Annotated in this window: 26 protein-coding genes and 1 pseudogene; 11 read left to right on the forward strand and 16 right to left on the reverse strand. The window is 61.6% G+C overall.

The genetic code is table 11. The features are described from left to right. Positions 1–211 precede the first annotated feature (211 nt). Complete coding sequence (locus tag AC1DKH_RS19450; RefSeq protein WP_477798982.1) at positions 212–574, forward strand: hypothetical protein; 363 nt, start codon at positions 212–214, stop codon at positions 572–574. Positions 575–651: 77 nt separating this feature from the next. Here the strand turns inward: AC1DKH_RS19450 and AC1DKH_RS19455 are convergent, their stop codons facing one another. Beyond that, positions 652–1,743 carry a DUF1615 domain-containing protein gene (locus tag AC1DKH_RS19455; RefSeq protein WP_477787619.1) on the reverse strand — a complete coding sequence of 364 codons (1,092 nt, stop codon included), beginning with the start codon at positions 1,741–1,743 and terminating at the stop codon, positions 652–654. Positions 1,744–1,880: 137 nt separating this feature from the next. Between AC1DKH_RS19455 and AC1DKH_RS19460 the strand changes: the two genes are divergently transcribed. Next, the gene (locus AC1DKH_RS19460; RefSeq protein ID WP_477798983.1) at positions 1,881–3,416 is read left to right on the forward strand and encodes an FAD-dependent oxidoreductase; all 1,536 of its coding nucleotides are present in this window, start codon (positions 1,881–1,883) and stop codon (positions 3,414–3,416) included. Positions 3,417–3,539: 123 nt separating this feature from the next. Here the strand turns inward: AC1DKH_RS19460 and hemB are convergent, their stop codons facing one another. Both hemB and AC1DKH_RS19470 read right to left on the reverse strand, forming a co-directional pair. Next, a complete protein-coding gene (gene hemB / locus AC1DKH_RS19465) occupies positions 3,540–4,514 on the reverse strand; it encodes a porphobilinogen synthase (RefSeq protein WP_057714015.1) in 975 nt (324 codons plus the stop codon). 153 nt (positions 4,515–4,667) lie between these two features. After that, the gene (locus AC1DKH_RS19470; protein ID WP_477798984.1) at positions 4,668–5,378 is read right to left on the reverse strand and encodes a glutathione S-transferase family protein; all 711 of its coding nucleotides are present in this window, start codon (positions 5,376–5,378) and stop codon (positions 4,668–4,670) included. A 354-nt stretch (positions 5,379–5,732) separates the two neighbouring features. On the opposite strand from AC1DKH_RS19470, the gene AC1DKH_RS19475 reads away from it, so the two are divergent. Then, positions 5,733–6,404, forward strand: a complete 672-nt coding sequence (locus AC1DKH_RS19475; RefSeq protein WP_477763420.1) for a histidine phosphatase family protein — start codon at positions 5,733–5,735, stop codon at positions 6,402–6,404. 137 nt (positions 6,405–6,541) lie between these two features. Here AC1DKH_RS19475 and mnmH read toward each other — a convergent pair whose 3' ends face one another. The 5 genes from mnmH to AC1DKH_RS19500 form a co-directional block, all read right to left on the reverse strand. Beyond that, positions 6,542–7,645 carry a tRNA 2-selenouridine(34) synthase MnmH gene (gene mnmH, locus AC1DKH_RS19480; RefSeq protein ID WP_477798985.1) on the reverse strand — a complete coding sequence of 368 codons (1,104 nt, stop codon included), beginning with the start codon at positions 7,643–7,645 and terminating at the stop codon, positions 6,542–6,544. Further along, positions 7,645–8,679, reverse strand: a complete 1,035-nt coding sequence (gene selD, locus AC1DKH_RS19485) for a selenide, water dikinase SelD (protein WP_477798986.1) — start codon at positions 8,677–8,679, stop codon at positions 7,645–7,647. The genes mnmH and selD overlap by 1 nt, the downstream gene beginning before the upstream one ends. 176 nt (positions 8,680–8,855) lie before the next feature. Further along, positions 8,856–9,812, reverse strand: a complete 957-nt coding sequence (locus AC1DKH_RS19490) for a quinone oxidoreductase family protein (RefSeq protein ID WP_477798987.1) — start codon at positions 9,810–9,812, stop codon at positions 8,856–8,858. Between the two features lie 28 nt (positions 9,813–9,840). Next, on the reverse strand, positions 9,841–10,014 hold the full coding sequence (locus AC1DKH_RS19495) for a DUF1427 family protein (protein ID WP_477755721.1): 174 nt from the start codon (positions 10,012–10,014) through the stop codon (positions 9,841–9,843). Positions 10,015–10,120: 106 nt separating this feature from the next. Beyond that, positions 10,121–10,900 (reverse strand): AraC family transcriptional regulator, encoded by a 780-nt coding sequence (locus tag AC1DKH_RS19500; RefSeq protein WP_477798988.1) that lies wholly within the window; start codon positions 10,898–10,900, stop codon positions 10,121–10,123. A gap of 148 nt (positions 10,901–11,048) precedes the next feature. On the opposite strand from AC1DKH_RS19500, the gene AC1DKH_RS19505 reads away from it, so the two are divergent. Beyond that, entirely contained in the window at positions 11,049–11,276 is a 228-nt protein-coding gene (locus AC1DKH_RS19505; protein ID WP_057714008.1) for a DUF6555 family protein, read from the forward strand. A gap of 34 nt (positions 11,277–11,310) precedes the next feature. After that, complete coding sequence (locus tag AC1DKH_RS19510) at positions 11,311–11,589, forward strand: hypothetical protein (RefSeq protein ID WP_477798989.1); 279 nt, start codon at positions 11,311–11,313, stop codon at positions 11,587–11,589. Positions 11,590–11,612: 23 nt separating this feature from the next. Here AC1DKH_RS19510 and AC1DKH_RS19515 read toward each other — a convergent pair whose 3' ends face one another. From AC1DKH_RS19515 to AC1DKH_RS19530, 4 genes and pseudogenes are all read right to left on the reverse strand, one after another. Next, positions 11,613–11,777, reverse strand: a complete 165-nt coding sequence (locus AC1DKH_RS19515) for a metallothionein (RefSeq protein ID WP_103395323.1) — start codon at positions 11,775–11,777, stop codon at positions 11,613–11,615. A gap of 115 nt (positions 11,778–11,892) precedes the next feature. After that, on the reverse strand, positions 11,893–12,714 hold the full coding sequence (locus tag AC1DKH_RS19520; protein ID WP_477787664.1) for a methyl-accepting chemotaxis protein: 822 nt from the start codon (positions 12,712–12,714) through the stop codon (positions 11,893–11,895). 36 nt (positions 12,715–12,750) lie between these two features. Continuing rightward, positions 12,751–13,575: pseudogene (locus tag AC1DKH_RS19525) on the reverse strand (cache domain-containing protein); the annotation flags it as partial. A 192-nt stretch (positions 13,576–13,767) separates the two neighbouring features. Beyond that, positions 13,768–15,084, reverse strand: a complete 1,317-nt coding sequence (locus tag AC1DKH_RS19530) for a Na+/H+ antiporter family protein (protein WP_477760732.1) — start codon at positions 15,082–15,084, stop codon at positions 13,768–13,770. A 529-nt stretch (positions 15,085–15,613) separates the two neighbouring features. On the opposite strand from AC1DKH_RS19530, the gene AC1DKH_RS19535 reads away from it, so the two are divergent. Then, the gene (locus AC1DKH_RS19535; protein ID WP_477798990.1) at positions 15,614–17,290 is read left to right on the forward strand and encodes an MFS transporter; all 1,677 of its coding nucleotides are present in this window, start codon (positions 15,614–15,616) and stop codon (positions 17,288–17,290) included. A 128-nt stretch (positions 17,291–17,418) separates the two neighbouring features. On the opposite strand, the gene AC1DKH_RS19540 is transcribed toward AC1DKH_RS19535, so the two are convergent. The 3 genes from AC1DKH_RS19540 to AC1DKH_RS19550 are packed head-to-tail and all read right to left on the reverse strand — an operon-like array spanning position 17,419 to position 19,721. Further along, the gene (locus AC1DKH_RS19540; RefSeq protein WP_477798991.1) at positions 17,419–18,732 is read right to left on the reverse strand and encodes a sensor histidine kinase; all 1,314 of its coding nucleotides are present in this window, start codon (positions 18,730–18,732) and stop codon (positions 17,419–17,421) included. Further along, complete coding sequence (locus AC1DKH_RS19545) at positions 18,729–19,397, reverse strand: response regulator transcription factor (protein ID WP_477754510.1); 669 nt, start codon at positions 19,395–19,397, stop codon at positions 18,729–18,731. Before AC1DKH_RS19545 ends, AC1DKH_RS19540 begins: the two co-directional genes overlap by 4 nt. Positions 19,398–19,400: 3 nt before the next feature. Next, entirely contained in the window at positions 19,401–19,721 is a 321-nt protein-coding gene (locus tag AC1DKH_RS19550) for a PepSY domain-containing protein (RefSeq protein WP_477754511.1), read from the reverse strand. Between the two features lie 316 nt (positions 19,722–20,037). Between AC1DKH_RS19550 and AC1DKH_RS19555 the strand changes: the two genes are divergently transcribed. The 4 genes from AC1DKH_RS19555 to codA all read left to right on the forward strand — a co-directional run bounded on the left by AC1DKH_RS19555 (position 20,038) and on the right by codA (position 23,922). Then, on the forward strand, positions 20,038–21,117 hold the full coding sequence (locus tag AC1DKH_RS19555; RefSeq protein WP_477798992.1) for a patatin-like phospholipase family protein: 1,080 nt from the start codon (positions 20,038–20,040) through the stop codon (positions 21,115–21,117). A gap of 75 nt (positions 21,118–21,192) precedes the next feature. Beyond that, complete coding sequence (queD, locus tag AC1DKH_RS19560; RefSeq protein ID WP_008049817.1) at positions 21,193–21,549, forward strand: 6-carboxytetrahydropterin synthase QueD; 357 nt, start codon at positions 21,193–21,195, stop codon at positions 21,547–21,549. A gap of 202 nt (positions 21,550–21,751) precedes the next feature. Then, entirely contained in the window at positions 21,752–22,582 is an 831-nt protein-coding gene (locus AC1DKH_RS19565) for an alpha/beta fold hydrolase (protein WP_477754513.1), read from the forward strand. Between the two features lie 95 nt (positions 22,583–22,677). After that, positions 22,678–23,922 carry a cytosine deaminase gene (codA, locus tag AC1DKH_RS19570; RefSeq protein ID WP_477754514.1) on the forward strand — a complete coding sequence of 415 codons (1,245 nt, stop codon included), beginning with the start codon at positions 22,678–22,680 and terminating at the stop codon, positions 23,920–23,922. A 111-nt stretch (positions 23,923–24,033) separates the two neighbouring features. Here codA and AC1DKH_RS19575 read toward each other — a convergent pair whose 3' ends face one another. Continuing rightward, positions 24,034–25,026, reverse strand: coding sequence for a diaminopimelate epimerase (locus tag AC1DKH_RS19575; protein ID WP_477798993.1), 993 nt, complete (start codon positions 25,024–25,026; stop codon positions 24,034–24,036). 165 nt (positions 25,027–25,191) lie between these two features. On the opposite strand from AC1DKH_RS19575, the gene AC1DKH_RS19580 reads away from it, so the two are divergent. Further along, positions 25,192–26,343, forward strand: a complete 1,152-nt coding sequence (locus AC1DKH_RS19580; RefSeq protein ID WP_477798994.1) for an MFS transporter — start codon at positions 25,192–25,194, stop codon at positions 26,341–26,343. Positions 26,344–26,563: the final 220 nt, after the last annotated feature.

Raw genomic sequence — 26,563 nt, forward strand, 5'->3', positions numbered from 1 at the left:
GGCAGAGGAACGCGCCAGCTATCCAGTGTAGAAGCCGCCAACCGTCACACAGCGGCCATCCGACGATCGCACCATCACGCTCACAAGGGGTATGGCACGGACCCTATCATTGCCGTCGATGTTCACCATCACCTCAATGAAGTTCTCTTAAAAAATCCCCGGCGTAACATCTGCTCCATACCAACCCATAAGCACCCCGGAGCACACCATCATGAAACGCCAAGTCCTTCTCGGCATCGCTTTCTCGGTTTTCGCAGTTAACGCTTTTGCCGCAACTTCTGCTCAACCTGTGGTCGCTGAAGGCGGCTCGGATCGTCTGATTGAAAGCCGTGTGGCCGAGGGTGGTTCCGATCGCCTGCTGGAAAAACGTGTTGCCGAAGGCGGTTCCGACAAACTGCTGGAAAACCGCGTCGCTGAAGGCGGTTCCGACAAGCTGCTGGAAAACCGCGTCGCTGAAGGCGGTTCCGACAAGCTGCTGGAAAACCGCGTCGCTGAAGGCGGTTCCGACAAGCTGCTGGAAAACCGCGTCGCTGAAGGCGGTTCGGATCGCCTGATCGAAAGCCGCGCTGTCTGAATGCAGTGCTTTACCGCAGGACTCAACGAAAACCCGGCCTCACCCGCCGGGTTTTTTATGCTTTTTTTGCACCGCAATTACTTCCCTGCCCGCGCCATGCAGCGCTGGTAACGTTCATCGACCCGTTTGGCGAACCACGCGGTGGTGAGTTTGCGGGTGATTTTCGGGCTTTGCAGCACGATCCCCGGCAACACCTCACGGGGTAACGGCCGGCCCTCGGCCCGTTCGGCCAGTTCGAAAACCCGCCGATAGAGTTTGCTGTCTTCGAACGCCAGGGTTTTCCCCTCCTCCAGTTGCTCGCGAATCGTCGGATTGCGCATGTCCAGTTGCTTGCCGAGGGTGCGCACGGCCAGTTCCGTGGTGCCGGGCATGATCGAACCGTAGTTCACCAGATCGCCATCCAGCGCCAACGGGATACCGGAAGCCCGGCTCACCGCGTTCTGAAACGCGGCATTGCGGCTGGCGTACCAACCCGCGTTGAAGTCCGCAAAGCGGTACAGCGGCTGCGGGTAGCTCACCGGGTACCCAAGCAGATGCGCGATGCCGAAATACATGCCACCGCGCCGGGTGAACACTTCATGGCGAATCGAGCCCTGCACCGGGTACGGATAGCCCTTGGCCTGCTGTTCGGCAAAATCAATGCCGACCTGCATCGGCCCGCCGGTATGCACCGGGTTGAAGCCGCCGAACAGTTTTTTGCCCATCGGTACCATGTCGATGAAGTCGTCGAAAATCGCGCTCAGTTCCTTTTCACTGCGCGCGGCATTCAGGCGGCTGCTGTAGCTTTTGCCATTCGGCGAATCGAGCATTAATGCACCGCTCACCAACAGGCCGGGAATGTGCGCCTTGGCGGCACGGCGGTCGATCTCGTCGCGGGCGATCTTGCCCAGCCCCGGTACGCCCGGATCGACTTGAAAGGTCGATTCCTGTTCGGTCACGGCCAGCACCGAGCACAGGTTTTGCGTGGTCGGCGAGATGTCTTGCGCGGTAAACGCCACCTGGATATCCGTGGCCCAACCCTGGGGATCGGCAGCTTTCGCCGGCAGCAAACGCACAATCTCGGCCTTCACTTCGGCCGGGGTGCGCGTCGTCGGCTCCTGGGTCCGCTGGCTGCCGCAACCGGTCAATACCAGCAACACGCCGACGCTTGTGATCAATCTGATTTGCATGTCGTTCCATCTGATCCATTGGTCCGGGCTAACCATACGACCAATGGCAGGTCAGCGGCTACGTCCATGGCAGTCCGACGGTTGCCGCCCTCCCCGACTGGACCATACTTGATTCACACAGCGAGGAGGACAGGTTCATGCACCGCAGCGACGTGTTGATCGTCGGCGCCGGCCCGACCGGGCTGGTCCTGGCGTTGTGGCTGAGCAAACTGGGGGTGCGCGTGCGGATCGTCGACAAAACCTCGGCCCCCGGCACCACATCCCGGGCGCTGGCCGTCCAGGCACGGACGCTGGAGTTGTATCGCCAGCTGGGCCTTGCCGATGCCGTGGTGCAACACGGCCATCAAGTAAAGGCCGGCAACTTCTGGGTCAAGGGTGAGCCCGTTGCGCGCCTGCCCCTGTCCCAGATCGGTGAAGGCCTGACGCCCTATTCGTTTCTCGAGATCTTCCCGCAGGACGAACACGAACGGCTGCTGATCGAGCGTCTGCAAGCCTTCGGCATTACGGTGGAACGCAACACTGAATTGGCAGGCTTCGAGCAAACCGCAGACGGCATCACGGCCATGCTGCACCTGCCCGACGGCCAGCAGGAAACCTGCCAGGCCTGTTACCTGGCCGGGTGCGACGGTGCCCGGTCGATTGTGCGCAAGACCCTGGATACCGGTTTTCCCGGCGGCACTTACCAACAGATTTTCTACGTCGCCGACGTGCAGGGCAGCGGCCCGACATTCAACGGCGAACTGCATGTGGATCTCGACGAGGCGGACTTCCTCGCGGTGTTCCCGCTGGGAGACAGTGGTCGTGCCCGCCTGATCGGCACGGTGCGCGACGAGCGCGCCGAACACGCCGAGACCCTGCGTTTCGAAGACGTCAGCAGCCGGGCCATCGAGCATATGAAGGTGAAGATCGAGCAACTGAACTGGTTCTCGACCTACCGCGTGCATCACCGGGTGGCGGATCACTTCCGCAACGGCCGGGCGTTTTTGCTGGGCGATGCCGCCCACGTCCACAGCCCGGCGGGCGGCCAGGGCATGAACACCGGGATCGGCGATGCCATCAACCTGGCCTGGAAACTCGCGGCCGTGTTGAGCGGCGGTGCCGAGGCCAGGCTGCTCGACACCTATGAAACCGAGCGCATCGCCTTCGCCCGCAAACTGGTGGCCACCACCGACCGGGTATTTAACTTCGTCACCGCCGACGGGCCAATTGCCGATTTGCTGCGTACACGCCTGGCCCCGTTCTTGTTACCGAAAATGACCTCGTTCGAAACCTCCCGTCAGTTCCTGTTTCGCACAGTGTCGCAGATCACCCTGAATTATCGTGGAATGCCGCTGAGCACGGGCGTTGCCGGGCACGTGCATGGCGGTGATCGCCTGCCCTGGGCCCATGATGGTGAGGGGGATAATTTCGAGTCGCTCAAGTGCCTGACCTGGCAGGTGCATGTCTATGGCGACACCAGCGACGAGATGATCGCCTGGTGTCACGAGCACCATCTGCAGCTGCATGTGTTCGACTGGCGACCGGCGTTCGAAGCGGCGGGCCTGGGGCGCAATGGCTTTTATCTGCTGCGACCCGATACCTATGTGGCGATAGCCGAGACGTGTGCGGACCCGAAAGTGATCGAACGGTACTTCCGCGATCACGGGATCCGGCCGTTTTTTGGCGCGACCTGAAGCAACACAGATCCACTGTGGGAGCGAGCTTGCTCGCGATAGCGATCGTCAGTTACTGGATGAGTGACTGACACGCCGCCATCGCGAGCAGGCTCGCTCCTACAGGGGGGAATGTGCTGGCTTTCAGATCCCGGCCAGCGCCAGATCCATCGCAAAATAGGTAAAGATCAGATCCGCCCCGGCCCGCTTGATCGCCCCCAGGCTCTCGCGCACCACACGGTCCTCATCGATGGCCCCGGCCTGGGCGGCAAACTTGATCATCGCGTACTCACCGCTCACCTGATACGCCGACAGCGGCAGGCGCGAGGCTTCGCGGATGTCGCGGATGATGTCCAGGTACGCACCGGCCGGCTTGACCATCAGCGCATCGGCACCTTCCTGCTCGTCGAGCAACGATTCGCGTATCGCTTCGCGGCGGTTCATCGGGTTCATCTGGTAGCTCTTACGGTCGCCCTTGAGCGCACTGCCGCCAGCCTCGCGGAACGGGCCATAGAGCGCCGAGGCGAATTTGGTCGAATAGGCCATGATCGCCGTCTGGGTAAACCCGGCGTCATCGAGCGCCCGGCGAATCGCCTGGACCTGCCCGTCCATGGCCGCCGAGGGGGCGATCACGTCGGCACCGGCACGGGCCGCCGCGACGGCTTGCCGGCCGAGGTTGATCAGGGTCTGGTCGTTGTCCACTTCATGGTTGTGCAGCACGCCGCAATGGCCGTGGTCGGTGTACTCGCAAAAACAGGTGTCGGACATCACGATCATTTCAGGCACCGCGTCCTTGGCGATACGCGACATGCGCGAGACCAGACCGTCCTCGCGCCAGGTGTCGCTGCCGCTGCTATCCAGGTGATGGGACACGCCGAAGGTCATCACCGACTTGATCCCGGCACGGGCGTAGCGCTCGATCTCGCCGGCCAGTTTCGACTCGGGAATGCGCATCACGCCCGGCATGCTTTTGATCGGCACGAAGTCGTCGATTTCTTCTTCGACGAAAATCGGCAGCACCAGGTCGTTCAGGCTGAACTCGGTCTCCTGGAACAGGCTGCGCAGGCTCGCATTGCGGCGCAGACGGCGTGGGCGTGCTTCGGGGAACTGACTGGACATGGGTATTCCTGGATTTCAGAGGATGAGATGTAGGAGCGAGCTTGCTCCGGTCAGCGTTCCGACGATGGTCGTAAACAATAACGCGCTTTGTCTGAATGCTCGCGTTGCCTTTACGTTTTTCGCGAGCAGGCTCGCTCCTACAGGGGGCGGCGTTCAACCCGCCACGGGGTTTGGAATCTGCAACCCGCGCACCACCGCCGGCCGCGCCAGGAAACGTTCCAGCACCCGCGTGACGTTAGGGAAGTTCTGGATGCCCACCAGATCGCCGGCCTCATAGAAGCCGATCAGGTTGCGCACCCACGGGAAGGTAGCGATGTCGGCGATGGTGTAGCGCTCGCCCATGATCCAGTCGCGCCCTTGCAGACGGCCGTCCAGCACCTTGAGCAGGCGTCTGCTTTCCTCGACGTAGCGGTCACGGGGACGCTTGTCTTCGTAGTCCTTGCCGGCGAACTTGTTGAAAAATCCGAGCTGGCCGAACATCGGACCGATCCCGCCCATCTGGAACATCAGCCACTGGATCGTTTCGTAGCGCGCTGCCGATTCCTGGGCCAGCAGTTGCCCGCTCTTGTCCGCCAGGTAGATCAGAATCGCCCCCGACTCGAACAGCGCCAACGGCTGGTCGTCCGGACCGTGGGGGTCGAGGATCGCCGGGATCTTGTTGTTGGGGTTGAGGGAAAGAAATTCCGGGGACATCTGGTCGTTGGTGTCGAAGCCTACCCGGTGAGGTTCATACGGCAGGCCGATCTCTTCGAGCATGATCGAGACCTTGACGCCGTTGGGGGTCGGCAAGGAGTACAGCTGAATCCACTCGGGATACTGGGCAGGCCATTTGCGGGTGATGGGGAATGCGGACAAATCGGTCATGGGCGGGATCCACGAATACATTGAGAGTGACGATAATAATGTAGATATCCGCTCAGCGATCCGTTGAAGCCATGAATCTCGCTGATAGGCGAGATCAAAAGAGATCACCACTTTTTCAACACCATCCGGTGTATTGTGTCCACATTTGTGCAACATCCTGTCGATAGCCTTCGCTGAAAACCCTTGAAGGTTAGCGGCACTCGACCGAAATCGAACCAAACGGGTTCAGGGGACTCTGAGCACCACTCCTTTGAAACGGACCGGCTTCAATGACATGGAAACACCCGACGCAGCACAATCGTGGTGTAAATGTTTGTCAGCCTTAACCGAATTGCGCTGAAGATCCTTTTATTCATGAACCTGTTCAATTTTGCCAAACGCTTTAAACATCGCGCTTACCTTTTGTTGCCCGCCCTCTTGGTGGTCAGCGCGTTGTTCCTGTCGCTGGAGCCCGGCGCAAGTCGCGCCCAACCGATGGATGGCACCCAGACGCTGGTCTTCCTGCGCCACGGGGAAAAACCCGCCGCAGGCCTGGGCCAGCTCAATTGCCAGGGACTCAACCGCGCCATCGACCTGGCCACGCTGCTGCCGGAAAAGTTCGGCAAGGCCAACTATGTGTTTGCGGCGAACCCGACCCGTAACGTCGAGGAAGGCGAGTTCGACAATTCCTACAGTTACATCCGCCCGCTGATGACCATCAGCCCCAGCGCCATCAAGCTGGGCCTGCCGGTGAACATCAATTTTTCCGCCAATGACACCGATGACCTGGCCGAAGAACTGCTCCAGGGCAAGTATCACAACTCGGTCATCTACACGGCCTGGTCACACGGCTACCTGCCGGAGCTGATCAACACGGTGGCCGAAGAAGCCACCGGCGAGGATGCGAAGATCATCGACGATTGGGAGTCCAGTGATTACGACTCGCTGTATGTGCTGACCCTGACCTGGCACAACGGCAAGGCCAGTTTGCAGAGCCATGTGTACAAGCAAGGTCTGGATAACGGTGCTGAAACCTGCCCGACTTGAGACATGCGTTGTCTGAGCGGGCCTCATCGCGAGCAAGCTCGCTCCCACAGTAGATCTTCAGTGAACACAGATATTGTGTACGACGCAGATCCAATGTGGGAGCGAGCTTGCTCGCGATGAGGCCGGCAAAAGCACCCTCAACCCTTCTGATTCACCCGCTCGCGCAGATACTCGAGAACCGCCCCACGCTCCCCGGCAAACTCGATCCGTGCGTCTTTCTTTTCCCGCTGAAACGCATACATCGGATCGTAGTACTCGCACAGCAGCCCTTCGATCCAGCCCCGGTGCAGATCCACCGCGCCACTGCGGGCCTGCTCAACCAACGCATCCTCCATCAAAAGCAGCATGCGCCGATGACGTTCGCCACCCAGGCGCTTCTGCACATTGTTCAGGCTCGCCAGCAGGCGTTCGGAAAACAACGCAAAGCCGTCATCGCCATGCACGTCGATGAATTCGGCGCACAGATCCACCACGTAATCGCGCAGGATCCGCTCGACCCGACCTTCCAGGCTGTCTTCCAGCCACACCATCGGAAACTGTTGCATGCCCTGGTACAGCGGTAACGGCAGCGCACAACTGCCCACCGCACGGCTTTCGTCTTCCAATACGAACTGCTCGATGCCCCGGGCGCGTTTTTTCAGCACGTCTACGGCCAAGCGGTTTTCGAAGTCGATATTCGAGGGTTGGCCCGTGGCGCGTTTACCAAAACTGGAGCCGCGATGGTTGGCATGACCTTCAAGGTCCACGCTGTTGCCCAGTTGCGTGAGCACCTCGGTTTTGCCGGTGCCGGTCATCCCGCCCAACAGGACGAAATCGCACTGGGTCACGGCTTGATCGAGGGTGTCCAGCAGGAAGGTACGCATGGCCTTGTAGCCGCCGCCCACCCGTGGATAGTCGATACCGGCCTCGTCCCTGAGCCATTGCTGGACGATCTGCGAGCGCAGGCCGCCGCGAAAGCAATACAGCAGGCCTTCCGGATGCGCCCGGGCAAAATCGGCCCAGGCCTGGATGCGTTCGGCCTTGACCGCGCCCGACACCAGTTGATGCCCCAGCACGATGGCCGCTTGCTGGCCGTGCTGCTTGTAGCAGGTGCCGACCCGCTGGCGTTCATGGTCATTCATCAACGGCAGGTTGATCACGCCGGGAAACGCGCCTTTGCTGAATTCGACGGGCGCGCGGGCGTCCATCATTGGCCGGTCGTTGAGGAAGATGTCGCGGTAATCAGTGCAGTCGACGAACATCAAAACACCTCGACTGCGTTGCTCTGTCGCTCGACCAGTTCACCGATCGGTTCCAGGTTCAAGCCCAGCTCAGCGGCCACAGAAAGGAATTGCTCGTTGCCTTCGGGCGTCACGGCAATCAGCAGGCCACCACTGGTCTGCGGGTCGCAGAGCACGCGTTTGTGCAGTTCCTGAAGGCGTCCGAGTTTGCTGGCGTAGCTGTCGAAATTACGCAGTGTCCCGCCCGGTACGCAGCCCTGCTCCAGGTAATACTCGACGCCCGGCAGGCGCGGTATGCGGTCGTATTCAATGCGCGCCGTGAGCTGGCTGCCGTCGGCCATTTCCACCAGGTGCCCGAGCAGGCCGAAACCGGTGACGTCGGTCATCGCGGTCACGCCATCGAGCTTGCCGAAGCGGCTGCCGGGTTTGTTCAGGGTGCACATCCAGTCCCGGGCCAGGCCGATGTCGGCATGACGCAACTTGCCCTTTTTCTCGGCAGTCGTAAGGATGCCGATGCCGAGGGGTTTAGTCAGATAAAGCAGGCAACCGGCCGTGGCGGTGTCGTTGCGCTTCATGTGGCGCTTTTCCACCAGACCGGTGACGGCCAGGCCAAAGATTGGCTCAGGTGCGTCGATGGAGTGCCCGCCGGCCAGCGGGATGCCCGCCTCGTCACATACCGAACGGCCGCCGCGTATCACTTCCCGGGCAATTTCCGGGGCCAGCACGTTCACCGGCCAGCCCAGAATCGCAATTGCCATCAACGGATCGCCGCCCATGGCGTAGATGTCGCTGATGGCATTGGTGGCGGCAATTCGGCCGAAATCGAAGGGATCGTCGACGATCGGCATGAAAAAGTCGGTGGTCGAGACCACGCCGCGTTCTTCGTCGATGGCATACACCGCCGCGTCGTCGCGCGAGGCGTTGCCGACCCAGAGCTTCGGATCGAGGTTCTGCGCCCCGCTGCCGGCCAGGATCACTTCCAGCACCTGGGGGGAGATCTTGCAGCCGCAACCGGCGCCGTGGCTGTATTGGGTCAGGCGAATCGGTTCGCTCATGGGGGCACCTCATTGGGTCAATGGGGCCGATTCTAACAGAGCGAGGCCTGCGCAAGGCATTGCGCGGCCACGGACCCTGCAGGAGCCGGCTTGCCAGCGAAAGCGGTCCGTCAGTTACGTTGATTTTGGATGTACCGCCATCTTCGCTGGCAAGCCAGCTCCTACAGGGGGTTGGGTCATGGCAGCAGAATCACCTTGTCGCCGCTGCCCTGGTTCACTTCGGCGTAACGCTCCAGCCCTTCGGCCAATGGCGACTCGAACAAGCCTTGGGGCAACGGCAACAGATCCTGATCGAAAAACCTGCCGAACTGCTCGAGCATCGCCGCACACGCCTGTACCCCGTACAGCAACGAGTTGATCCCCACCACTGAGCCACCCTTGCGATACAACGCCAGGGCCGGTAACTGCACGTGACCGTCCACCGGCGCCGCGATGATTGCGATGCGGCCGAACGCGGCCAGGGCTGGCACCGAGGCCGGCAGCCAGAAACCGGTGGTGTCGAAAATCACATCGGCGCCTCCGGCATACACCGCGTTGACCTGTGCGCCCAAATCTTCGGGTTTATCCAGTTGCAGGGTCTGATAGCCCTGGTCTTGCAAGTCCTTGACCTGTTCCGGACGCCGCGCGGCCGCCAGCACCCGGGCGCCACGCACCTTGGCCAGGGCCAGCGCGGCACTGCCGACCGCCCCGCCACCGATGACCAGCAATCGGGTTTCGGCCGTCACCAGGCTGCGTTCCAGTGCATCCCACGCCGTGGTGTATGGCACGCCGAGGCTGGCGGCCTGGGCGAAGCTCAGGTGCGTGGGTTTGAGCGCCACGCCATTGGCCGGCAGCTTGACGAACTGCGCGTGGGAACCGTCGGCAAAAAAACCCAGTTCCCGGCCCGTGCCCCAGACTTCCCGGCCGATCAACGCCTGCGGGCCGGCCACGACCACCCCGGCAAAATCCCGACCGGGAATTCGCGGCAAGGTGGTGTAGGGAAAACGTCCCAGCACGTTTTTCACATCGCTGGGGTTGAGGCCAGCGGCCTTTATCTCGACCAGCACTTCATCGGCACCGGGCACGGGGGTCGGCACCTCGACGTAGCGCAGGGACGAGAGATCACCGGTTTTGTCGAATTGCAGAGCTTTCATGGGCGTGTCCATTGAATAAAGGAAGGGGTCAGGAGATCCAGCCAGCCACCAGCTCCCTTCCCATCGGCCAGAGCTTTTCGCCGGCGAGCATGCCGAGCAGGCCTACCAACGCGATGGCCGGGGGTGCGGGGGAACGAAAATCCAGGGCGCCGTACAGCAGACCGACGCCCAGACCGATGGCCAGTGACATGAGGAAGTTCATGACAGACTCCGGGGGCAATTGAGGTATGCGCTGAGTCTAGAGGGCGTAACCTGCGAGCATCGGCCAAGTGCTTCTGAATTTCGGCCAAAGCCTGGCCTCGGCGAACTCAGTCCTGGCGTTGCGCCGCAGGAAACTGCGAGGGGGCGACACCCAGCTCACGACGAAACATGTCACTGAAGCTGCTCGGCGAATAGCCCAGCTCCCGGGCAATCGCACTGACCGGTGCGCCCTGGATCAACCCGGCCACCGCCGTCGCCAGTTGCACCTGACGCCGCCACTCGGCGAAACCCATGCCCAGGCCGTCCTTGAACAGCCGCGCCAGGGTGCGCACGCTGGCTCCGGCGTTATCCGCATGTTGTTCGAAAGGAATGTCCAGTGAAGGCGCGACCATGACCGCCTGACACAGGTTCATCAGCCGTCGGTCGGAATCGTCCGGCAGCGGGATTTTCAGCAGCGAACGCCTGGCGCGCTTGAGCTCCAGCAGTGCCAGCCCCACCAGCGCGTCGTAATACTCGGGCGGCCCGTCGTTGCCCTGCTCCACCAGACCGACGATCAGCTCGCGCAGCAAACCGCCGACCTCAATGACTTGCACGCTGTCATCCAGGGTCGCCGCCAGGGACGGGCGCAAGTAGATATTGCGCATTTGCAGGTCGGACACCACGCGAATCCCGTGGGGCACGCCGGGCGGCAACCACACCGCCCGCTGCGGCGGCACCACCAGCGCCTCGTGCGGCGTCTCGACCCACATCACCCCGCTCATCGCATACAGCAACTGGCCCCAGACGTGCTCATGAGGCTCGATGTACAACCCACGCGGATAGGTGCGAGCCAGCGGTTGCACGGGCACATCGGTGTCACTCAGGTCAGGCGGTGCGGCGAGGGCCATGGTCTATGTTCATTTGGGGGGGCCGGAAGACCCCATGGTAACGAGGCACCGAACTTGTCGCCAGCAACCGCCGTCGTCCGACAAACCGAGTGAATTTTCCAGATGGCGCGCGATCCTTTTATGTAAGACAGGGAGGAACCGGAGCTTTATGAACAGTGCAAAATTATTCGTCATCGAGTACACCCTCCATGGTGCTCCGAAATCATTCATCATCCGCCTGGAAAAAATGGATAACGCAGAAGCCTGGCATTGGGCGAGCTGCGACGCAGGGGTGGGGCGAATCCCCCGTTTCGGACGCGAGAAGGTGCAAAAGACCAGCAAGCCGATGGCGGAAAAATTTGGCGTGGAAAACGTCAAGTGGCGGCCGGCGAACTGATCTCCGGCAACCATCAGGTTCGGGGGGAAGGGATATGAGCGCAACACCCGTCAGCAGCCCTGCGCATCTGGACTATGGTCTGGACACGCTATCCGGGCGCATCACCAAAAGCGCCGAGTGCCGGATCAGACTGGAACAGGTCGAAAATGACCCATTCTGCTTCGCCATACGCGTCCCGGCGCCACTACCGGAAGATCTGGAGCAAGCCAGGACCCTGGTGCTGCGGGTCGAAGGGCGGCGCTTGCAAGGTACCGTGCGCCACTGCGAACGCCTGGAGGATGACAGCCTCAGGCTGGAAGTGGAGCCGGATTAGGCTCCACTTTTCATTCGCGGTTGTCAGCCATGAGCGCACTTGCAACCTTTATGGGTGCATTCCTCGCCGTGTTCATGGTGTTTGGCGCAGGCTTCACAGCAGTAATGCTTGCCGTGACGGGCAATCGGATGTTCACCGAGTTTGCAGGAACATTTCGGGCAATCGCAGATACTTTCGCGGTCAATCATGGGGCTGACTCCTCTTGTGTGGTCGCCAGTGCTCGGATGCACACCGTAAGTGTAGGAGCTGCCGCAGGCTGCGATCTTTTGTGGCGAGCAAGCTCGTTCGCCACAAATGTTTTAATCAGATCCGGAACTGCCCCACCAGACCGCCCAGGCGCTGACCGAGGTCGGCCAGGCTGCGCGAAGTCTGCGCGCCGAGCTGGGTTTCGTCGGCGACGCTGTCCACCGCCACGGCAATCTGATGCACGCTGCGATTGATCTCTTCGGCCACGGCGGTTTGCTCTTCGGCGGCACTGGCGATCTGCGCGTTCATCGAATTGATGGTCGCGATCAGCTGGGCCATGGTGTCCAGCGAAGCCCCCGCCTCGTTGGCCTGGGCCGAGGTGCCGTCGCCGGCCTCGCTGGAGCGGCGCATTGCCTCCACCGCCGACCGGGTGCCGGCCTGCAAGCGGTCGATCATGCCCTGGATTTCCTGGGTGCTGATTTGCGTGCGGCTGGCCAGCGCCCGCACTTCATCGGCCACCACCGCAAAGCCGCGCCCGGCCTCGCCGGCACGGGCGGCTTCGATGGCCGCGTTGAGCGCCAGCAGGTTGGTCTGCTCGGCAATCGAGCGAATCACCCCGAGCACGCTGACAATCGACGACACGTCTTTTTGCAGGCTGTCCAGGGACACGCCGCTGCTGCGGATGTCATCCACCAAGGCATGGATCTTCTCGATGCTGCCAGCCACCACGCGCTTGGCGGCCTGCCCTTCTTCGTCGGTCTGCTGGGCTGCCACCGCGGCGTTCTGCGCGCTTTTGGCCACTTCCTGAGCCGCCGCTGACATTTCGTTGATTGCCGTGGCCACCTGATCAGTCTCATGGCGCTGACGTTCCATGGCCTGGTCCGAGCGATTGGCCTGGTCGGACACCTGATTCACCAGCCCGGTCAGTTGCGAGGTCATTTCGGTGATCTGCCGTACCAGGCCGTGGATCTTGTCGACGAAACGGTTGAACGAACCGGCCAGTTCACCGAGTTCGTCCTGGCTGGTGATGGTCAGGCGGCGGGTCAGATCACCCTCGCCTGCCGCAATGTCGTCGAGGTTGGCTTTCATCAAATGCAGCGGACGCAGAATGGTGTTGGCCAGCAACATCCCGGCAGCGGCGATCACCAGCAGCACCACGAGCGCCACGCCGACGATGCTCAGCACCATGCCTTGCATGCGCTCCTGGACCTTGGCTTCGACCACCGCCACTTGCGCTTCGATGCCGTCGAGGTTGACCGAGGTGCCGACCGCCATGTCCCACTTCGGCAGGTATTCGGTGTAACCGAGCTTGGGCACCAGCACCTGGGTGTTGCCGGGCAAGGGCGAGCTGTATTGCAGGTAGTGCGTACCGTCCCTGGCGACTTTCACCAGGTCGCGGTTGACGTAGACGCCGTTCGGGTCGCGGTTGTCCTTGAAGCTCTGGCCCACGCCTTCGGGGCTGTTGGCCTTGAACAGGCGCACGGTGTTGGAGTCGTAGCCGAAGAAGTAGCCGTCCTTGCCATAGGTGATGCTCGACAGAAGCTTGATCACCTGGGCCCGCGCTGTCTCATCGCCGGGGGCGGCCGCGTCGTAGAGCGGTTTGATCATGGTCATGGCCACGGCCACGTAGCTTTGCAGGGTCGCCTTGGCATCGCTGAGCAAGCGCTCGCGGGTCTGCTCGACTTCCTTGCGCGCCTGATCCTGCAGAATGAACAGCGTGGTCAGGCTGATGACCAGCGCAAACAGCAACACCGGGAGGACGGCAAGGGACAGGACTTTGGCCTTGAGGCTCATGCGCATGACGTTCACTCTTTTGATTTTGTTGGCGTGGTTAAAAGCTTTAACGGCACGCCGGGTCAAAAGTTGAACGCGGTCATCAGGAGCACTGAAGATCCCTTGTAGGAGCGAGCCTGCTCGCGAAGGTGTGTCAGCTACCTTGGTGTCGGCTGACACACCATCGCGAGCAGGCTCGCTCCTACAGGGGTTCCGGGGTTACAGAACCATCGCGGCCACCCAGCCAAACGCCAGCAGCGGCAGGTTGTAGTGCAGGAAAGTCGGGACCACGGTGTCCCAGATGTGATGGTGCTGGCCGTCGATGTTCAGGCCGGAGGTCGGGCCGAGGGTCGAGTCCGAAGCCGGCGAACCGGCGTCGCCCAGGGCACCGGCGGTGCCGACGATGCACACGATGGCAATCGGGCTGAAACCCAGTTGCACGCACAACGGCACGAAGATCGCCGCCAGAATCGGCACGGTGGAGAACGACGAGCCGATTCCCATGGTCACCAACAACCCCACCAGCAGCATCAGCAAGGCGCCGATGCCTTTGCTGTGATCGATGTAAGCCGCCGACGACTCGACCAGCGTCTGCACCTCACCGGTGGCCTTCATCACTTCGGCAAAGCCTGAGGCTGCGATCATGATGAAGCCGATCATTGCCATCATTTTCATGCCTTCGGTGAACAGGTCATCGGTGTCGCGCCATTTGACGATGCCCGACACCGAGAAAATCAGGAAACCGGCCAATGCACCGATAATCATCGAATCCAGCAACAACTGAATGATGAACGCCACCGCGATGGCCACGCCGGCCACCATCAGGCTCAGCGGGTTGTATTGCACCGCCACCTGCTCGACTTGTTCGATCTTTTCCAGGTCGTAGACACGCTTCTTGCGGTAGCTGACAAACGCGATCAGCAGGCCCGCCACCATGCCCAGGGCCGGAATGCCCATGGCGTGGGTCACATTGATGCCGCTGATGTCCACACCGCTGCGGGCGACGTTGGCCAGCAGGATCTCATTGAGGAAGATGTTGCCAAAGCCCACCGGCAGAAACATGTAGGGCGTGATCAAACCGAAGGTCATGACACAGGCGATCAGGCGACGGTCCAGTTGCAGCCTGGTCAGCACATAAAGAAGCGGCGGCACCAGCAACGGAATGAACGCGATATGGATCGGCAGGATGTTCTGCGAGGCGATGGCCACGACCCAGAGCAGGCCGATCAGCAGCCATTTGACCTGGCCACCGCCGCTGGCGTGCTGGCGATCGACCATCGCCAGGGCCTTGTCGGCCAGCGCATGGGCCATGCCGGACTTGGCAATGGCCACGGCGAAAGCCCCGAGCAAGGCGTAGGACAACGCCACCGTCGCCCCGCCACCGAGGCCGCTGTTGAAAGCCTTGAGCGTCGCTTCGATCCCCAGGCCACCGGTCAAGCCACCGACCAGCGCACCGACGATCAGGGCGATCACCACATGCACGCGGGACAGGCTGAGTACCAGCATGATGCCGACCGCGGCAATTACTGCATTCATTGTCATACCTCTGGGCAAGCGAAAAGAGTCCGGCCGGCAGTCTGCGAGAGCCGCCAGCGGATAAAAGGAATGGGTTTTATTAGAGGGCGCGCACTTTGCCGTAGAGTCGGCGCGGTGTCAAAGCTCGTGGGGACTCTGAGTGTGCAGTGGCCGAGGAGATCAACAGCCTGGCGAACCAGCAGCAGAGTTTGATGGACCAGTTCCGCGTTTAAACCCGCAACTGCAACTTTAACTGTAGGAGCGAGCTTGCTCGCGAAAAACCCGAGGGCGCCGCGGAGAATCAGATTCCCCGCGTCATCGTTGACGATTTTCGCGAGCGAGCTCGCTCCTACAGGTTTGTGTGCCTCCAGCATGATGGCGAGTGGATATCTAGCAGAACCTGATTATGCTTCAGGGAACCTCGCAGCAATCCGGGACGTCAACTTCAAAGCAAGCTTTGCGTAATCCGACGACATCAGCCCCAGGGCCAGGGTGCGGCAACATTTGAGAGGTGCTCCGGCCTACAACAAGAGCAAGACGGAGAATACTCATGGCAGCAATCGACAATACAGCCACGGGCAGCGCGCCCAACCACGGAATCACCAGGGAGGAACGCAAGGTCATTTTCGCCTCGTCCCTGGGCACCGTGTTCGAATGGTATGACTTCTACCTGTACGGTTCCCTCGCGGCGATTATCGCCAAGCACTTCTTCGCCGGTGTCAACGAAACGACTTCCTTCATCTTCGCCCTGCTCGCCTTCGCTGCCGGCTTCGCCGTGCGGCCCTTCGGGGCGATTGTGTTCGGTCGACTGGGCGACATGATCGGGCGTAAACACACGTTCCTCATCACCATCGTGATCATGGGTATTTCCACGGCTGTGGTGGGTTTGCTGCCGGGCTATGCAACCATCGGCGTAGCCGCGCCGATCATTCTGATCAGCCTGCGCCTTATGCAAGGCCTGGCGCTGGGCGGTGAATACGGCGGTGCAGCGACCTACGTGGCCGAACACGCACCCAAGGGCAAACGTGGCTACTTCACCTCGTGGATCCAGACGACAGCAACCCTCGGCCTGTTTCTTTCACTGCTGGTGATCCTCGCCTGCCGTACCGCTCTGGGCACCGAAGCCTTCGAAGCCTGGGGCTGGCGGATTCCGTTCCTGCTGTCGATCCTGCTGCTGATCGTCTCGGTCTACATCCGCCTGCAACTCAGCGAATCACCGGTGTTCATGAAAATGAAGGCTGAAGGCAAGGCGTCCAAGGCACCGCTGACCGAATCCTTCGCCCGCTGGGAAAACCTCAAGATCGTGATCATGGCCCTGCTCGGTGGCACCGCTGGCCAGGCCGTGGTCTGGTACACCGGGCAATTCTATGCGCTGTTCTTCCTGCTGCAGACGCTGAAGATCGACCCACAGACCGCCAACCTGCTAATTGCCGGCTCACTGCTGATCGGCACACCGTTCTTCGTCATATTCGGCAGCCTGTCTGACCGCATCGGTCGCAAGGGCATCATCATGGCCGGCTGCATCATCGCGGCACTGACTTACTTCCCGATCTTCCATGCGTTGACCCAATACGGTAACCCCGACGTGTTCATTGCGCAGGAGAAGAATCCGGTCACGGTAGTCGCCAATCCCGGTCAGTGCTCGTTCCAGTTCGACCCGGTGGGCAAGGCCAAATTCACCAGCTCCTGCGACCTGGCCAAGACCGTGCTGGCCAAAAAGGCCATCCCCTACAAGAACGTGAACGCCGAGCCGGGCGCCATTGCGCAGGTGCGTATTGGCGAGAAAGTGATCGAGAGCTTCGAGGGCACCGGCATGCCCGCCGCCGACTTCAAGGCCAAAAACGACGCCTTTACCGCCACCCTCGTCACTGCCCTCAAGGACGCCGGCTACCCCGAGAAGGCCGACCCGGCCAAGACCAACTACCCGATGGTGCTGTTGCTCCTGACCATCCTGGTGATCTACGTGACCATGGTCTACGGGCCGATCGCCGCCTGGCTGGTGGAACTGTTCCCGGCACGCATCCGCTACACCTCGATGTCGCTGCCCTATCACATCGGCAATGGCTGGTTCGGTGGTTTCCTGCCGACGGTGGCGTTTGCCATGGTGGCGGCCACGGGGGATATCTACTATGGGCTGTGGTATCCGATCGTCATCGCGGTGATGACGGCTGTGCTGGGTATTTTCTTCATGCCGGAAACCAAGGATCGGGAGATTCATCACACCTGAGGTAGACACAAATCACTGTAGGAGCGAGCTTGCTCGCGATGAACGCAAGGGCGCCGCTGTGAATCAGAAAGGGCGCGTCATCGTTAACGATCATCGCGAGCAAGCTCGCTCCTACAGGACGGCGATTATCAGTGCTTGGGCAATTCGATGACGACCTTCAGCCCGCCCCACTCGCTTTCCAGCAACGACAGTTTGCCGCCCCAGCTATCGACGATGTCACGCACGATACCCAGCCCCAGACCATGCCCATGGGTTTGCTCATCCAGCCGCGTACCTCGACCAAATACCTGATCGCGACGCTCTTCGGGAATGCCCGGGCCATCATCTTCCACACTCAGTTCAAACCCCTGCGCCCGCTCGACCACACTCAGCCGCACCTCGGCATCCGCCCATTTGCAGGCGTTGTCCAGCAGGTTGCCCAGCAGTTCCAGCAGGTCTTCACGATCCCAGGGCAATTGCAGGCCGGGCGGTGCGCGGTAGCTCAGCGCCAGGTGTTCGCCATGGATCATGTTCAGGGTTGCCAGCAATCCGGGGAGTTCAGCATCGCAATCAAACTTCGCGCCCGGCAGCGCATCGCCGGACAACCGCGCACGATTGAGTTCGCGATTGAGCCGTTGCTCGACCTGCTGCAGTTGTTCCTTGAGGACCTTGCGCAGTTGCGGGTGCGCCTCAAGCGGTTCGCTCGAGGCCAGGCTCAACAGCACCGCCAGCGGCGTTTTCAACGCGTGGCCGAGGTTGCCCAAGGCATTGCGCGAGCGCTTGAGGCTGTCTTCGGTGTGGGCCAGCAAGTGGTTGATCTGCGCCACCAGTGGCTCCAGCTCCACCGGCACCTGATCATCGAGTTGCGAGCGCTGGCCCTGTTGCAACTGCGCGATCTGTTCGCGCGCCTGCTCCAGCGGGCGCAAGGCGCGGCGCACGGTGATCCGTTGCAGCAACAGAATCACCAGCAGCCCGGTCAAACCGAGGCCCAACCCGAGCTGTTGCATAAGCCGGAAGCTTTCGCGTATTGGCGTGTAATCCTCGGCGACGCTGATGGAGATCGGCAACCCCGAACGTCGATAGTCCGTACGCAATACCAGCAACTGTTGCCCTTCCGGCCCCAGTTGCAGGTCGTCGTGCAGGCCGGGTTGATCGAGCGCTGGCAGCTCCTGATCCCATAAGGAACGGGAACGCCAATGGCCGTCGGCGAGATCGATGCGGAAATAATGCCCGGAAAACGGCCGCTGATAGGCCGGCGACAGGCGTCGTTCATCCAGTTGCAAGCCTTGCGGCCCGCGCACCAGTGCCGCCAGCAGGTTCTCGCTGTCATTGCGCAACCCGGCCTCGAGGTAGCGCTGCAAACCCATTTCGAACAGCCACAGGCTGGTTTGCGCCAGTATCAGGCCAACGACCACCATCACGCTGATCAGGCCCAGGCTCAAGCGGCGCTGGATCGATCTCACCGGGCTTGCCCGCCGAACAGGTAGCCCTGGCCGCGACGGGTTTCAATCACACTTTTGCCGAGCTTGCGGCGCAAATGGTTGACGTGGACCTCCAGCACATTGGAGTCGCGCTCGGTTTCACCGTCGTAGAGGTGCTCGGCGAGGTGGCTTTTGGAGAGGATCCGCTCGGGGTGCAGCATGAAATAACGCAACAGGCGAAACTCCGCGGCAGTCAGCTGAATGTCCGCACCGTCGCGGACAACGCACTGGCGACCTTCGTCCAGATGCAGACCGGCGGCCTTGAGCGTTGGCTGGTTGACCTGGCCATGGGAGCGGCGCAGCAACGCCTGGATGCGCAAAAACAGCTCTTCGGGATGAAACGGTTTGGTCAGGTAATCATCGGCGCCGGCCTTCAGGCCTTCGATGCGCTCGGCCCAGGAACCACGGGCGGTCAGGATCAGCACCGGCGTGGCCAGCCCTGTCGCGCGCCATTGCGCCAGCACCTCAAGCCCCGGCACGCCCGGCAAACCGAGGTCGAGGATGATCAGGTCGTAAGGTTCAGTACTGCCCTGATACACCGCGTCGCGACCATCGGCCAGCCAGTCCACCGCATAGCCCTGGCGGTTGAGACCGGCCAGCAGTTCGTCGGCCAGGGGCACATGGTCTTCCACCAGCAGCAAACGCATGGATCAGTCTTCCTTGTCTTTGAGTAAACGGCCGGTGGAGGCTTCGATGTCCAGTTCGCGAACCACGCCTTCAGGGGTCAGCAGCTCGACTTCATAAATGTAGACGTCATGTTTTTCTTCGAGCCCGGCTTCCAGCAGTTTCGCGCCGGGGTAGCGATCCATTGCCTGCTGCAGCAGTTGCTCCAGCGGCAGGATCACGCCCTGTTGACGCAGGCGCAGGGCTTCATCCTGGTCCAGGTCGTGGGCCATCACTGCCGAGCAAAAAGCCAGAAGCACCAGCGCTATCCAGCTGCCGGTGCATCGCTTGAATAGAAACACCTTCATTACCAATCCTGATGATCCTTGAGAACCTGCCCGCTGACAGCGTCTAATTCCAGATCCCGGTCGGTGCGAGTGGTGTGAGCTTCTCGAAAGCCACTATGGTATCAGCGTCGCGCTACCTCAGCGTTGCGTCGGGGTCCAGGCGAGCCATCTTAACCAGCTGAACTTAACTGAAGCTGAATTGCCATCATTGCCAACCCCACAAATCCTGCAGGAGCTGCCGAAGGCTGCGATCCTTTCTCACTTTCACTTGAGTCGCCTAGCAAAAGATCAAAAGATCGCAGCCTTCGGCAGCTCCTACACACACATCGAGACCGGTATGACCGCCATCCACATCAAGTCCCCTTCCCTGACCCTCAAGGCCGGTCCGCGCGCCTATGCGCACATCCGCGCCAACGGCCTTGACGCGGCCGAGGTCGGCACCTTGCCTGGCGCGGCCGGCGGTCCGAAGGCGCTGGGGATTCAGGGACTGGACCTGGCGCTGTTCGGCGAGTGGCTGCCGGCGGCACCGCGGGAACGCTCGCTGATTGGCGCATCGGTGGGTTCCTGGCGCTTCGCCAGCGCCTGCCTGCCGGACGCCGCCGAGGGCATCCGGCGTCTCGGGCAGCTGTACACCGAGCAGAGTTTCGCCAAGGGCGTGACCATGGCGCAGATCAGCCAGAGCTCCCGGCGCATGCTCAATGACCTGCTCGACGGTCGCGATGCCTCGATCCTCGGCAACAGCGATTACCGCCTGAACATCATGGTGGTCAAAAGCCACGGCCTGCTCGCCGACGATCATCGCGCTCGCCTCGGGCTGGGCCTGTCCTCGGTCATCGCCGACAACCTGCGTGGCCGGGCGCGGCTGGCCCGGCACTTCGAACGCCTGATCATCCACGACCCGCGCCTGGCGCCGCCGGTCGATGCCTTGACTGACTTTCCGTCGCGCTTCGTCGCCCTCGATGCCGGCAATTTGCGCCAGGCCTTGCTCGCTTCGGGCTCGATTCCGATGGTGATGGAGGGCGTGCGCGACTTGCCGGGCGCCGGTGCGGGAACCTACCGCGACGGCGGCCTGCTGGATTACCACCTGGACCTGCCCTACAGCGGCGACGACATAGTGCTTTACCCGCACTTCACCGACCGGGTGATTCCCGGCTGGTTCGACAAGACCCTGCCGTGGCGCCGCGCCTGCCCGGCTCGCTTGCAAAACGTGCTGCTGCTGGCGCCGTCGAAGGACTACCTGGCGCGCCTGCCCTACGGCAAACTGCCGGACCGTAACGACTTCAAGCGCTTCATGGGCGACGCCCCGAGCCGGCAGAAATACTGGCGCACGACCATGGATGAAAGCCGCCGCCTGGGCGACGAATTCCTCGAACTGGCCGCCAACGGTCGCCTCGGCGAGCGCTTGCTGACCCTTTAGTCAGGACAAACTGGTAAACTCGCCGCCTGCCCGAATCGCTGCGGCGAACGCCACCTGAACAGAGCTGAAAACACTGTGGAAATCTTCAAGGAATTTACTTTCGAATCCGCCCACCGCCTGCCCCACGTACCGGACGGCCACAAGTGCGGCCGCCTGCACGGTCACTCGTTCAAAGTGGCGATCCACCTGAGCGGCGACCTCGACCCGCACACTGGCTGGATCCGCGACTTCTCGGAAATCAAGGCGATCTTCAAGCCGCTGTACGAGCGACTGGACCACAACTACCTGAACGACATTCCTGGCCTGGAAAACCCGACCAGCGAAGTGCTGGCCAAGTTTATCTGGCAGGAAATGAAGCCCCTGCTGCCGGAGCTCAGTGCAATCCGCATCCACGAGACCTGCACCAGCGGTTGCATCTATCGCGGCGAGTAAAGTCACTGCCCCCCTGTAGGAGCGAGCTTGCTCGCGATGGACGTCAGAGCACCGCGGGCTGCCAGATACCTCGCGTTATCGTTGACGTTCTTCGCGAGCAAGCTCGCTCCTACAGTTTGTCAGAGAAAAAGCAAACAGCCTTCATCGGCTGTTTTTTTATGCCTATGCTTTTTGCCTCTTCCCCCGCCAAGAGGACAAGCCCATGACTGACTGGCCGCTGGATCAGGTCTTTGCCTTCAACGGACATCAGGTGCGCTACGCCGTGCGCGGTGACGGCCCGCCGCTGGTGTTCGTGCATGGCACGCCCTTTTCTTCTTTCGTGTGGCACCGGATCGCGCCGTATTTCGCCGCCACTCACCGCGTCTACTACTTCGATCTGCTGGGCTACGGGCAGTCGGCACAACCCGACGACGATGTCTCGCTCGGTGTGCAAAACCAGTTGTTGGCGCAGTTGCTGGAGCATTGGCGCCTGGATTGCCCCGACGTGGTGGCCCACGACTTCGGCGGCGCCACCGCCCTGCGCGCGCATCTGCTCAATGGCAAGGATTACCGCAGCCTGACGCTGATCGACCCGGTGGCGCTGACGCCCTGGGGTTCGCCGTTCGTGCAGCATGTGCGTCAGCATGAAGCGGCGTTCAGCGGACTGCCCGATTACATCCAGCGCGCCATCGTGCCGACCTATATTCGCGGGGCGATCAAGCGGGAAATTCCCGACGCCGAACTCGCCCCCTACGTTCAGCCATGGCTGGGAGAGACGGGGCAAGCGGCGTTCTACCGGCAGATCGCGCAGATGGACGAGCGCTATACCTGCGAGGCCGAGGGCCTGTACCCGACGATTCGCTGCCCGGTGCAGATCCTGTGGGGAGAGGATGACCAGTGGATTCCCATCGAACGCGGGCAGGCGCTGCATCGGATGATTCCCGGATCGCAGTTTTATCCGATTCCCAACGCCGGTCATCTGGTTCAGGAAGATGCACCCGAAGCGGTCGTCGCCGCTCTTATGCGATTTTTACCCCTGCAACTATCTACCTGAACAAACCCGCTCCCACATTTTGAACTGGCGGGATTCGCCGCAGGCGAGCTAACGTAAGGATATTGCCTACACGATTCGCCAAAAGGATCTACCCGATGCACATCATCAACGCCCGTCTGCGCAACCAGGAAGGCCTGCATGAGTTGTACCTGGAAAACGGCCTGATCAGCAGCATCACCCGCCAGATCGAAGCCCCGACCCTGGGCCCCGACGATCTGGATGCCGGCGGCAATCTGGTGGTGCCGCCCTTTGTCGAACCGCACATCCACCTCGACGCGACCCTGACCGCCGGTGATCCGCGCTGGAACATGAGCGGCACGCTGTTCGAAGGTATCGAGTGCTGGGGCGAACGCAAGGCGACCATCACCCACGAAGACACCAAGACCCGGGCCAGGAAAACCATCCAGACCCTCGCCGCCCACGGCATCCAGCATGTGCGCACCCACGTCGACGTCACCGACCCGCAATTGACCGCGCTCAAGGCGATGCTCGAAGTGCGCGAGGAAAGCCGGCATCTGGTCGATATGCAAATCGTCGCGTTCCCCCAGGAAGGCATCGAGTCCTACCGCAATGGTCGAGAATTGATGGAGGAAGCCATCCGCATGGGCGCGGACGTGGTGGGTGGTATTCCGCATTTCGAGTACACCCGCGACCAGGGCGTCAGCTCGGTGAAGTTCCTCATGGACCTGGCCGAACGCAGCGGTTGTCTGGTGGACGTGCATTGCGACGAAACCGACGATCCGCATTCGCGCTTTCTCGAAGTACTCGCCGAAGAGGCCCGCAGCCGCGACATGGGTTCGCGGGTCACGGCCAGCCACACCACCGCCATGGGCTCCTACGACAACGCCTACTGCGCCAAACTGTTTCGCCTGCTCGGCCATTCGGGGATCAGCTTTGTCTCCTGCCCCACTGAAAGCATCCACCTGCAAGGTCGCTTCGACAATTTCCCGAAACGCCGGGGCGTGACCCGGGTCAACGAGTTGCTGGAAGCGGGCATGAACGTGTGCTTCGGCCAGGATTCGATCGTCGACCCGTGGTATCCACTGGGCAACGGCAACATTTTGCGGGTGCTCGAAGCCGGGCTGCACATCTGCCACATGCTCGGTTATCGCAACCTGCAAAGTGCGCTGGACTTGGTGACGGACAATAGCGCCAAAGCCATGAACCTCGGCGATCGCTATGGCCTGGAGCGTGGGCGGCCGGCGAATCTGCTGATTCTGTCGGCAGAGAGTGATTACGAGGTGATCCGCAGCCAGGGGTTGCCGTTGTATTCGGTGCGTGCGGGCAAGGTGTTGATGAAGCGGACGATGCCGGTGGTGGAGTTCAGTGGGCTGAGCTGAAATTTGCACTGACTGGACTGGCCCCATCGCGAGCAGGCTCGCTCCTACAGTGGTTATATGTCGTTCACAAAACCTGTCGGAGCGAGCCTGCTCGCGATGGCTATTTCGAAGTCAATCGATCATTCGAGCCGTACCAAACAGGCTGACCCGACTCAATTCCCCCAACTCTTCCTCCAGCAAGATCGGCGCCGTGCCACCCGGCATCGTCACCTTGACCTCCCCGGCGCCGACCCAACCTGCCCGCCAGGCCGCACAGGCCACCGCGCTGGCACTGGTCCCCGACGACGCCGTCGGCCCCTCGCCCCGCTCGAATACCCGTGCGGCGATGTGCCCTTCGGACACGCGCATTGCCCATTGCAGATTGATCCCCGCCGGACAAGGTTTGCCTGCACCAACCGGCATGGCATAGGCAATCCGCGTCAGCCCCTCACCCAGCGCCGGCTCACGCATCTGCTCGTTGCTCGGCAGGTCCTCGGCACTTTCCACCAGCGTCACGCAATGGGGATTGCCGACCCGCGCGAACTGGCTGCGCGACCATGCACTATTGAGTACCGCCAATTGTTCAACGTGGCTGAGTTCGCGACCATTGAACACCGCCGCTTCAACCCCGTGAGCACTGACCGCCGACGGCCCGAATCCCGGCTGGCCCAGGTCGAGCCAGAAACCCTTTACGCCATCGACCTCTGCGGCTTTCACCGAAGTCTGCCCCGGCGAAGGCGTATCAGCCTTGTCGTGATGAACCCTGAGCAGACAGGCTTCGTTCTGCGGCAACAGCCCTTGATCGCTGAGGGCCTGGGAAAAAATCGTCAGCCCGTTGCCACTGCGCTCGGCCAGGGTACCGTCGGTGTTGACGATCAACAGATCAAAGGGAGGCGACGACTGAAACGGTCCGACCAGCAAACCGTCGCTGCGATGATCTTTGCTGCCGGACGGTTGAGTACCTGGAGCCCAGCTGCAGCAAGCCTCGATCGCGGCTATCGCCCAGGCTTCCAGGGTTTGCGCTGCCTGGCTGGCCTGATGGGGCAAGTCGATGCCCTGGCGGCGCAATTCTTCTGGCGCTACCACGATGTAAATATTGCCCCGTGCATCGTACCTCTGCGCCATGGCGCCCTCCGCGTGTCATTGGAATGGCTCAACATATCGCGAAAAACACCGGCGCTGTGCAACGATGTCGTCCTGTACGACTGTAGAACTTTCCGGGCACTGATCGAACCCTCACAGGCCGATCACTGTCCGTTGAGGACGCGACGCTTTTTGCCAAGGATTGTTATGACCAGCCTCAACAGCCAAACCACCTTCGTTCCCGGCCGCCTGGAACAAATGTCCACGCGCATCGCCTTTTTCATCGCCGGGTTCGGCATCGCCGCGTGGGCGCCGTTGGTGCCCTATGCCAAGTCCCGGGCCGGGCTGGATGAAGGCACCCTGGGATTGTTGCTGCTGTGCCTGGGGGTGGGTTCGATTCTGGCGATGCCGTCGGCCGGGATCCTGGCCACGCGTTTCGGCTGCCGGCGGGTGACGACCGGCGGCACCCTGCTGATCTGTGCCGCCCTGCCGCTGCTGGCGACGGTGTCGTCGATTCCGGCCCTGATCGCTGCCTTGTTCATGTTCGGCGCGGGTCTCGGCACTGTGGATTCGACGGTCAACCTGCAAGCTGTGATCGTCGAGCGCGCCAGCGGCAAAAACATGATGTCGGGGTTCCATGGCCTGTTCAGCCTGGGCGGGATTGTCGGCGCAGCGGGTGTCAGCGGCTTGCTTGGCCTGGGGATTTCCCCGTTGGGGGCCACGCTGGTGGTGATCGTGATGTTGCTGATCGCGCTGGCCAAGGCCGTGCCGCACCTGTTGCCCTACGGCAGCGAGAGTTCGGGGCCGGCGTTTGCGGTACCCCATGGCATCGTCCTGTTTATCGGCGGCATGTGCTTCATCGTGTTCCTCGCCGAAGGTGCGGCGCTGGACTGGAGCGCGGTGTTCCTGGCACAGGAACGCGGTATCGACACGACGTATGCGGGGCTCGGGTATGCGGCGTTTGCCCTGACCATGACGGCCGGGCGTTTGACCGGTGACAAAATCGTGCGACGACTGGGCGCGACACGGGTGATTGTGTTCGGCGGGCTGACGGCTGCCGCAGGCTTGTTCCTGGCGACGTTTGCATCGAGCTGGGAGGCCGCGTTGGTGGGTTATGCGCTGCTGGGTGCCGGTTGTTCGAACATCGTGCCGGTCCTGTACACCGCGGTCGGCAAACAGACGGTCATGCCCGAAAGCATCGCCGTGCCGGCCATAACCACTCTTGGTTATGCGGGCATTCTGGCGGGGCCGGCCGTGATCGGCTTCATCGCCCATGGCAGCAGCCTGAGTTTTGCCTTTGCCTTGATGGCGCTGTTGCTGGTGGCGGTGGCCATTGGCGGGAAAGTGTTGAAGGTCTGAAAAAATTCCGCCGGTAAGCCCCCGAACCCAATGTGGGAGATCAATCGCCTCCGACTACAAAATCCCCGCCATTCAAAGCGCACCAAACCTGAATCGAGTAGGAGGCGGTCTCGCGACCGCCGTCCTCTCACACCACCGTACGTACGGCTCCGTATACGGCGGTTCAGATTATGCGATTAAGCCGGTTTACCGTATCCAATATCGAGACCAAACCGAGTCC

Source organism: Pseudomonas sp. 05L36 (genome assembly GCF_056398125.1).

What these genes read in the sequence shown, in the direction of transcription:
- AC1DKH_RS19450 (WP_477798982.1), top strand. Translation starts at nt 212, where the DNA reads ATGAAACGCCAAGTCCTTCTCGGCATCGCTTTCTCGGTTTTCGCAGTT.
- AC1DKH_RS19455 (WP_477787619.1), bottom strand. Translation starts at nt 1,743, where the DNA reads ATGCAAATCAGATTGATCACAAGCGTCGGCGTGTTGCTGGTATTGACC.
- AC1DKH_RS19460 (WP_477798983.1), top strand. Translation starts at nt 1,881, where the DNA reads ATGCACCGCAGCGACGTGTTGATCGTCGGCGCCGGCCCGACCGGGCTG.
- hemB (WP_057714015.1), bottom strand. Translation starts at nt 4,514, where the DNA reads ATGTCCAGTCAGTTCCCCGAAGCACGCCCACGCCGTCTGCGCCGCAAT.
- AC1DKH_RS19470 (WP_477798984.1), bottom strand. Translation starts at nt 5,378, where the DNA reads ATGACCGATTTGTCCGCATTCCCCATCACCCGCAAATGGCCTGCCCAG.
- AC1DKH_RS19475 (WP_477763420.1), top strand. Translation starts at nt 5,733, where the DNA reads ATGAACCTGTTCAATTTTGCCAAACGCTTTAAACATCGCGCTTACCTT.
- mnmH (WP_477798985.1), bottom strand. Translation starts at nt 7,645, where the DNA reads ATGTTCGTCGACTGCACTGATTACCGCGACATCTTCCTCAACGACCGG.
- selD (WP_477798986.1), bottom strand. Translation starts at nt 8,679, where the DNA reads ATGAGCGAACCGATTCGCCTGACCCAATACAGCCACGGCGCCGGTTGC.
- AC1DKH_RS19490 (WP_477798987.1), bottom strand. Translation starts at nt 9,812, where the DNA reads ATGAAAGCTCTGCAATTCGACAAAACCGGTGATCTCTCGTCCCTGCGC.
- AC1DKH_RS19495 (WP_477755721.1), bottom strand. Translation starts at nt 10,014, where the DNA reads ATGAACTTCCTCATGTCACTGGCCATCGGTCTGGGCGTCGGTCTGCTG.
- AC1DKH_RS19500 (WP_477798988.1), bottom strand. Translation starts at nt 10,900, where the DNA reads ATGGCCCTCGCCGCACCGCCTGACCTGAGTGACACCGATGTGCCCGTG.
- AC1DKH_RS19505 (WP_057714008.1), top strand. Translation starts at nt 11,049, where the DNA reads ATGAACAGTGCAAAATTATTCGTCATCGAGTACACCCTCCATGGTGCT.
- AC1DKH_RS19510 (WP_477798989.1), top strand. Translation starts at nt 11,311, where the DNA reads ATGAGCGCAACACCCGTCAGCAGCCCTGCGCATCTGGACTATGGTCTG.
- AC1DKH_RS19515 (WP_103395323.1), bottom strand. Translation starts at nt 11,777, where the DNA reads ATGATTGACCGCGAAAGTATCTGCGATTGCCCGAAATGTTCCTGCAAA.
- AC1DKH_RS19520 (WP_477787664.1), bottom strand. Translation starts at nt 12,714, where the DNA reads ATGACCTCGCAACTGACCGGGCTGGTGAATCAGGTGTCCGACCAGGCC.
- AC1DKH_RS19530 (WP_477760732.1), bottom strand. Translation starts at nt 15,084, where the DNA reads ATGAATGCAGTAATTGCCGCGGTCGGCATCATGCTGGTACTCAGCCTG.
- AC1DKH_RS19535 (WP_477798990.1), top strand. Translation starts at nt 15,614, where the DNA reads ATGGCAGCAATCGACAATACAGCCACGGGCAGCGCGCCCAACCACGGA.
- AC1DKH_RS19545 (WP_477754510.1), bottom strand. Translation starts at nt 19,397, where the DNA reads ATGCGTTTGCTGCTGGTGGAAGACCATGTGCCCCTGGCCGACGAACTG.
- AC1DKH_RS19550 (WP_477754511.1), bottom strand. Translation starts at nt 19,721, where the DNA reads ATGAAGGTGTTTCTATTCAAGCGATGCACCGGCAGCTGGATAGCGCTG.
- AC1DKH_RS19555 (WP_477798992.1), top strand. Translation starts at nt 20,038, where the DNA reads ATGACCGCCATCCACATCAAGTCCCCTTCCCTGACCCTCAAGGCCGGT.
- AC1DKH_RS19565 (WP_477754513.1), top strand. Translation starts at nt 21,752, where the DNA reads ATGACTGACTGGCCGCTGGATCAGGTCTTTGCCTTCAACGGACATCAG.
- codA (WP_477754514.1), top strand. Translation starts at nt 22,678, where the DNA reads ATGCACATCATCAACGCCCGTCTGCGCAACCAGGAAGGCCTGCATGAG.
- AC1DKH_RS19575 (WP_477798993.1), bottom strand. Translation starts at nt 25,026, where the DNA reads ATGGCGCAGAGGTACGATGCACGGGGCAATATTTACATCGTGGTAGCG.
- AC1DKH_RS19580 (WP_477798994.1), top strand. Translation starts at nt 25,192, where the DNA reads ATGACCAGCCTCAACAGCCAAACCACCTTCGTTCCCGGCCGCCTGGAA.